The sequence below is a fragment of the Deltaproteobacteria bacterium genome, from assembly GCA_005879535.1.
Lineage (GTDB): Bacteria > Myxococcota > Myxococcia > Myxococcales > 40CM-4-68-19 > 40CM-4-68-19.
Genome location: VBKI01000059.1, coordinates 73,242 through 79,414 on the forward strand (window position 1 = coordinate 73,242; position 6,173 = coordinate 79,414).

Annotated in this window: 9 protein-coding genes and 1 pseudogene; 8 read left to right on the plus strand and 2 right to left on the minus strand. The window is 66.8% G+C overall.

Features of this window, described 5'->3' with window-relative positions:
* Window positions 1-202: 202 nt before the first annotated feature.
* From E6J58_09980 to E6J58_09995, 4 genes and pseudogenes are all read left to right on the plus strand, one after another.
* Entirely contained in the window at window positions 203-997 is a 795-nt protein-coding gene (locus E6J58_09980) for a ParA family protein (GenBank protein ID TMB38147.1), read from the plus strand.
* Between the two features lie 15 nt (window positions 998-1,012).
* The gene (locus E6J58_09985) at window positions 1,013-1,876 is read left to right on the plus strand and encodes a ParB/RepB/Spo0J family partition protein (protein ID TMB38148.1); all 864 of its coding nucleotides are present in this window, start codon (window positions 1,013-1,015) and stop codon (window positions 1,874-1,876) included.
* 123 nt (window positions 1,877-1,999) lie between these two features.
* Window positions 2,000-2,226, plus strand: a pseudogene (locus E6J58_09990) (peptide transporter).
* A 67-nt stretch (window positions 2,227-2,293) separates the two neighbouring features.
* Window positions 2,294-2,725 (plus strand): polymer-forming cytoskeletal protein, encoded by a 432-nt coding sequence (locus E6J58_09995; GenBank protein ID TMB38149.1) that lies wholly within the window; start codon window positions 2,294-2,296, stop codon window positions 2,723-2,725.
* Between the two features lie 83 nt (window positions 2,726-2,808).
* Here the strand turns inward: E6J58_09995 and E6J58_10000 are convergent, their stop codons facing one another.
* Window positions 2,809-3,297 (minus strand): Hsp20/alpha crystallin family protein, encoded by a 489-nt coding sequence (locus E6J58_10000; protein TMB38150.1) that lies wholly within the window; start codon window positions 3,295-3,297, stop codon window positions 2,809-2,811.
* A 164-nt stretch (window positions 3,298-3,461) separates the two neighbouring features.
* Complete coding sequence (gene raiA, locus E6J58_10005; protein ID TMB38151.1) at window positions 3,462-3,911, minus strand: ribosome-associated translation inhibitor RaiA; 450 nt, start codon at window positions 3,909-3,911, stop codon at window positions 3,462-3,464.
* Between the two features lie 98 nt (window positions 3,912-4,009).
* On the opposite strand from raiA, the gene E6J58_10010 reads away from it, so the two are divergent.
* The 4 genes from E6J58_10010 to E6J58_10025 form a co-directional block, all read left to right on the plus strand.
* Window positions 4,010-4,318 (plus strand): hypothetical protein, encoded by a 309-nt coding sequence (locus E6J58_10010; protein TMB38152.1) that lies wholly within the window; start codon window positions 4,010-4,012, stop codon window positions 4,316-4,318.
* The gene (locus tag E6J58_10015) at window positions 4,267-4,527 is read left to right on the plus strand and encodes a hypothetical protein (protein TMB38153.1); all 261 of its coding nucleotides are present in this window, start codon (window positions 4,267-4,269) and stop codon (window positions 4,525-4,527) included. Before E6J58_10010 ends, E6J58_10015 begins: the two co-directional genes overlap by 52 nt.
* A gap of 27 nt (window positions 4,528-4,554) precedes the next feature.
* The gene (locus tag E6J58_10020; GenBank protein ID TMB38154.1) at window positions 4,555-6,099 is read left to right on the plus strand and encodes a F0F1 ATP synthase subunit alpha; all 1,545 of its coding nucleotides are present in this window, start codon (window positions 4,555-4,557) and stop codon (window positions 6,097-6,099) included.
* The coding region (locus E6J58_10025; protein TMB38164.1) for a hypothetical protein at window positions 6,100-6,173 on the plus strand (74 nt) is incomplete at its 3' end.

Genomic DNA, 6,173 nt, shown 5'->3' on the forward strand with positions numbered 1-6,173 from the left:
GAAACCCTGTCCCAAGACGCAAGCGATTCTCATTGGTGTCTCCACTCTCGATGGTTCTGCCGGGGCGTGAAGATGCGCGCGGCCGCGCGCGCGTGGAACCCCAGCCACGTGTCGGATCGTTTCACGTGGAACGGGCGCACGGCTTCTTGATCGATGTGGGACCCGCGTGGTACTCGCGCGTTACCACGGTGGGGGAGGGTGCATGGCGCTGGTGCTGGCGGTGGTGAACCAGAAGGGCGGGGTGGGGAAGACCACCACGGCGGTCAATCTGGCTGCCTCGCTCGCCGCCCGGGAGCGCGAGGTCCTGCTCGTCGACCTCGATCCGCAGGGCAACGCCACGAGCGGCATCGGAATCCCCCGGGATCGGAGCGAGCGGCCGACCATCTACCACGCGCTGCTCGGGGAGGCCGACGCGCGCTCGGCCGTCCTGCCCACGGAAGTCCCGCACCTGTTCGTGCTGCCTTCCGGTGCCGACCTCGTCGGCGCCGAGCTGGAGCTGGTCTCGATCGACTCGCGCGAGTCGCGTCTGAGCGCCGCGCTCGAGCCGCTGCGCGGCGCGTACGAGTACGTCCTCATCGACTGCCCACCGTCGCTGGGGCTCTTGACCGTCAACGCGCTCGTCGCCGCCGACCGCGTCCTGGTGCCACTGCAATGCGAGTACTACGCCCTGGAAGGGCTCGGATCGCTCTTGCGCACCATCGACCTGGTCAAGGCGTCGCTCAAGCCCGAGCTGGAGATGGAAGGCATCGTGCTCACCATGTTCGACGCCCGCAACAACCTCGCCCGGCAGGTGATGAAGGACGTGCAATCCAACATGCCCGGGCAGGTCTACGACACGGTGATCCCGCGCAACGTCCGGCTCAGCGAGGCGCCCAGCCACGGCCGCCCCGCCATCCTCTACGACATCGAATCGAAGGGCGCGCAGAGCTACCTGCAGCTCGCCGAAGAGATGCTGCACCGCCACCGCGCGGTGGTCGCAGATCGCAAGCACGCGTAATCTCAGGAGAACCTGATGATGGAATCGAAGGCGCTGAAGCGGCCCGCGCTGGGGCGTGGACTCGGGGCCCTGATCCCCGGCGGCTCTCCCTCGGAGCGCAAGGGCGTGATGAACCTCGGCATCGAGGAGATCCGCCCGGACCGGTCGCAGCCGCGCCGCCACTTCGACGAGGCGCACATCGAGGAGCTCGCGGAGTCGATCCGCAGCAAAGGCGTGCTCCTCCCGCTCATCGTGAGGCGCGACAGCGAAGGATACGTGCTGGTCGCCGGCGAGCGGCGCTGGCGGGCCGCCCAGAAGGCCGGGCTCCGCGAGCTGCCGGTGATGGTCCGCGAGGTCACCGGGAAGGAGGCCTTCGAGATCGCGCTGATCGAGAACATCCAGCGCGAGGATCTGAACCCCATCGAGGAAGCCGGGGCGTACAGGCGGCTGATCGAGGAGCACGGGCTCACACAGGAAGAGCTGGCGGCGCGGGTCGGCAAGGACCGCTCCACCGTCGCCAATGCCCTGCGGTTGCTCCGCCTGCCCGAGCCCATCCAGCGAGCGGTGGTCTCCGGCGAGCTCAGCATGGGGCACGCGCGTGCGCTGCTCGCGATCCACGACGAAGGCGATCTGCGGAAGGCGGCCGAAAAAGTGATCGCCGAGGCGCTATCCGTTCGCGCGGTCGAATCGCTGGTCCAACGGCTGAAATCGAAGCGCCAACCGCAGCGCAGGCGCGACGGGGACGGAGGGGCGCAGCTCCGGCACCTCGTCGAAAAGCTGCAACGCAAGCTGAGCGTGAAGGTCCAGCTGAAGGACAAGGGCGGAAGCGGTACGCTGGAGATCCGCTACGGCAGCCTGGCCGAGCTGGACCGCGTGCTCGCCGCAATCCTTGGGGAATGACCACGTCCGAAGGCAGAGCCGGAGCGACGGACGCCCCAGCGCCGGAAGCCCGGATCGCTCATGGCGCCGTGAGCGGCCGCCGCCGCGACGAGCCCGGCGCCTCCGTCGGGCAGAAGCCCAGGCTCGAGAGGATTCGGGGCGCTTCCCTCGAGCGCGCTGCAGGCGCCTCTGATCGCGCTCGTCATCGGCGTCGTGCTCACGCTGCTCGAATGATCGGCGGGATCGTTCAGCATGTGTGGCACAAGGTGAGTCCGAAGACCGAAGACGTCTACAACATCCCACTCGCCTCCGGCTTCATCACTGGCGAAGCGCTGGTGCTGCTCGTGCTGGCGGCGGCGGCCTTCAAATAAACCTGGCCGCGCGCGTGTTCGGATCTGCTAGAAGGCAACCCTCCTGCAACCGAGGACCGAAACGAAAATGGCACAGAATACTGCTCCCGCTCAGACCACGGCCCTCGTTCCCTCGAACGTGGCGCCTCTTCCCACTCCCGCCTCGCGCACTCCCGAGCTCAACGCGCTGCTCGGCAAGGGCAGCCAGTTCGAAGGCAAGCTGATCTTCGAGGGCACCGTCCGGATCGACGGCAAGTTCTCGGGCGAGATCATCTCCACCGACCAGCTGATCATCGGCGAAGGCGCCGAGGTGAAGGCCAACGTCAAGGTCGGCACGCTCACCTGCCTCGGCGATTACCAGGGCGAGGCGACCGCCTCGAAGGCAATCGAGCTGAAGGCTCCGGCCAAGGTGCGCGGGAACCTGACGACCGCGTCGATCGTCATCGACCGCGGCGTGTTCTTTGACGGAACCTGCAAGATGGACACGGGCGGCAGCAGCAGCGTCCCGGCCAAGAAGTAACCAGGAACCAAGCCGCAGAACGCACCGAGCGCGCAGGGGAAGAAACCAATTCCCTCTGCGCGCTCAGCGGTTGGTCCGACCGCTTACTGCTTCGAGACGGGCGCGGACTGCGTGTGCGGCGCGGCTGCGGCGACCTTGATCTGCCGCGGCTTGGTCTCCGCCTTCTTCGGGAGGAAGAGGCGAAGCACGCCGTCCTTCGACTCGGCGGTGATGTGCTCGACGTCGACGGTGCTCGGCAGCGTGAAGGTCCGGCTGAACGCTCCGTAGGTGCGCTCGACGCGGTGATAGCCGTCCCGCTTCTCCTCGTTCTCCAGCTTCCGCTCGCCCTTCAGGGTGAGCGTGTTGCCCTCGACCTGGATGTCCACGTCCTTGACGTCGACCTCGGGCAGCTCCGCCTTCAGCGTGATGCCCTCGCCGTCCTCGAAGATGTCGACGAGCGGCGACCAGGTCGCCACCATCGACTGTTCGTCCTCGCGGCCGCTGCCGCGGTAGGCGGAATCGAAGGTCCGGAACAGATGGTCTTGCAGCGCGAGCAAGTCGCGGAACGGATCGTTACGACGAATGATGGCCATACCTGTGCTCCTTTCGGCGAATGAAAATCCTGCGGGATCTCCGGGGGTTGCCCCTCATCCCGTCGGTGAGCGCAACGTAAAACAGGGTCGGGTCGCGTCAAGGGGCGCGTCGGGTCCTGCTTCGAATCAACGGCAGAGCGCGCGAAGCGCGCAGAGTTTCCTCTTTATTTGCGGCGGCGTTGCGGCCGGGAGGTCTGGCGCTCCACGCGTTGGAGCGCGCGCCCGTTCGGCAGGTCCTCGACCAGGCCACCCGGGACGCCTCCCTCGGCAACGACGGTGGCGAGCGGATGCTGCTTGTGGCGGCCCTTGGGACGGCGCATGCGACTGAGCTCCTTCTTCGCGACGCGGACCAGGCGATCGGCGGCGACGTCGAGGGCGCCGTAGACATCGGACGTCGTCTCCTCGATCTGGATGGTCCGCGTGCCCGGCATGTGGAACGTCAGGTGGCACTGCTTCGACTCGCCGCGGTTGCGGTTGTCGATCCCCACCTCGACGCGCAGCTCGGCCGCTTCGTTGTCGTAGAAGCGGCGCAGCGGCATCACGAGGTGCTCTTCCGCATAGCGCCGCAGGCCGTCGCTGACCCGCATCTGCTTGCCCTGCACGATGAGCTTCATGCGGCAAAACTACGCACAACCCCTCGACGCCGCAGCGCATTGACCCTGCCTGTGCCACGTGTTAGGTAGCCGCGCCTTCACGGTTTTTACAGGGAGCAATCGACTTGATCGACTCCAGCGTCGCCCGACGTTACGCCCGCGCCCTGCTCTCGCTCGGCCTTGACGAGGGCCGCTTCGAGCAGTACGGCGAGGAGCTGGAATCGGTGGTCCAGGCGATGAAGCAGAGCCCGGAGCTCGGCTTCCTGCTCGTCAATCCGGGCTACACGCAGCAGCAGCGCCATGGCGCCGTCGACGCCGTCGCCAAGGTGCTCAAGCTCTCGCCGCTGACGGCGAACTTCCTGCGGCTCTCGCGCGCGTGTACCGGGCGCTGGTCGACCAGCAGGCGGGCCGGATCCGCGCCACGGTGACGTCCGCCGGCCCGCTCAGCGATCAGGATCTGGATCGCCTGCGCGAGGCAATCGGGCGGATGACGGGCCGCTCGATCGTGCTGGAGTCGAAGACGGATTCGTCGCTCATCGGCGGTGTGGTCGCTCAGGTGGGACCGACGATGCTCGACGGCAGCCTGCGCACCCAGCTCGAGCGCATGCGCCAGGAGCTGAAGAGCGCGCCAGGGTAATCCCTTCGCAGTTCAGGAGCAGAGCAAATGGCGGAAATCCGGGCGGACGAGATCAGCCGCATCCTCCGCGAGCAGATCAAGGGCTACGGCAAGCAGGTCGAGGTGAGCGAGACCGGAACGGTCCTCTCCACCGGAGATGGCATTGCGCGCGTCTATGGGCTCGAGGGCGTGATGGCCGGAGAGCTCGTCGAGTTCCCGAAGGAGCTGATCGGCCTGGTGCTGAACCTCGAGGAGGATTCGGTCGGCGTGGCGCTGATGGGCGAGCAGCAGCACCTGCGCGAGGGCGACGTCGTCAAGCGCACCGGACGCATCGCCGACGTGCCCGTCGGCCCCGAGGTCGTCGGCCGGGTGCTCAACGCGCTCGGCGAGCCCATCGACGGCAAAGGACCGGTCGGGGGAAAGGAGCGCCGCAAGATCGAAGTGAAGGCCCCCGGCATCGTCGCCCGCGAGTCGGTGAAGGAGCCGATGCAGACCGGCATCAAGGCGATCGATTCGATGATTCCCATCGGCCGTGGTCAGCGCGAGCTGATCATCGGCGACCGCCAGACCGGCAAGACGGCGGTGGCGGTGGATGCGGTCATCAATCAGAAGGGCCAAAACATGTTCTGCATCTACGTCGCGATCGGCCAGAAGCAGTCGACGGTCGCCCGCGTCGTGGATCGGCTCAACCATCACGGCTCGATGGAGTACACCACCGTGGTCACGGCCAACGCCAGCGACCCGGCGCCGCTGCAGTTCCTCGCCCCCTACACCGGCGTGACGATGGGGGAGTACTTCCGCGACAACGGCCAGCACGCGCTGATCATCTACGACGATCTCTCCAAACAGGCCGTGGCGTACCGGCAGCTTTCGCTGCTGCTGCGCCGCCCGCCGGGTCGCGAGGCCTATCCGGGCGACGTCTTCTACCTGCACAGCCGCCTGCTCGAGCGCGCCGCGAAGCTCTCGAAGGACCGCGGCGGCGGCTCCTTGACCGCGCTCCCCATCATCGAGACCCAGGCAGGCGACGTCTCCGCGTACATTCCTACCAACGTCATCTCGATCACCGACGGGCAGATCTTCCTCGAGACCGACCTCTTCAACGCCGGCCAGCGGCCCGCAATCAACGCCGGCATCTCCGTCTCCCGGGTAGGCGGCAACGCGCAGATCAAGGGGATGAAGAAGATCGCCGGCAGCCTGCGTCTCGAACTGGCCCAGTACCGCGAACTCGCGGCGTTCTCGCAGTTCGGATCCGACCTGGACAAGGCGACGCAGGAGACGCTCGCCCGCGGCGCCCGCCTCACCGAGATCCTCAAGCAGGGTCAGTACGTGCCGATGGCCGTCGAGAAGCAGATCATCCAGATCTACGCCGGGACACAGAAGCACAAGAGCGGCGTGGTCTGGATCCGCAACATCGAGGTGACGGACGTCCAGCGCTACATGCAGGAACTAATCGAGTTCATGGAGACGCGCCATCCGCAGGCGTTGAAGCTCCTGCGTGAGAAGAAGGACCTCACCGACGACGTGCGCACCGCGCTGGATCAGGCGCTCGAGGAGTTCAAGAGCGTCTTCAAGCCAACGCCGGCGAAGGCATAAATGGCCTCCCTTCGCGCCATCCGCACCCGGATCAAGTCGGTGCGGAACACGCAGAAGATCACCAAGGCGCTGAA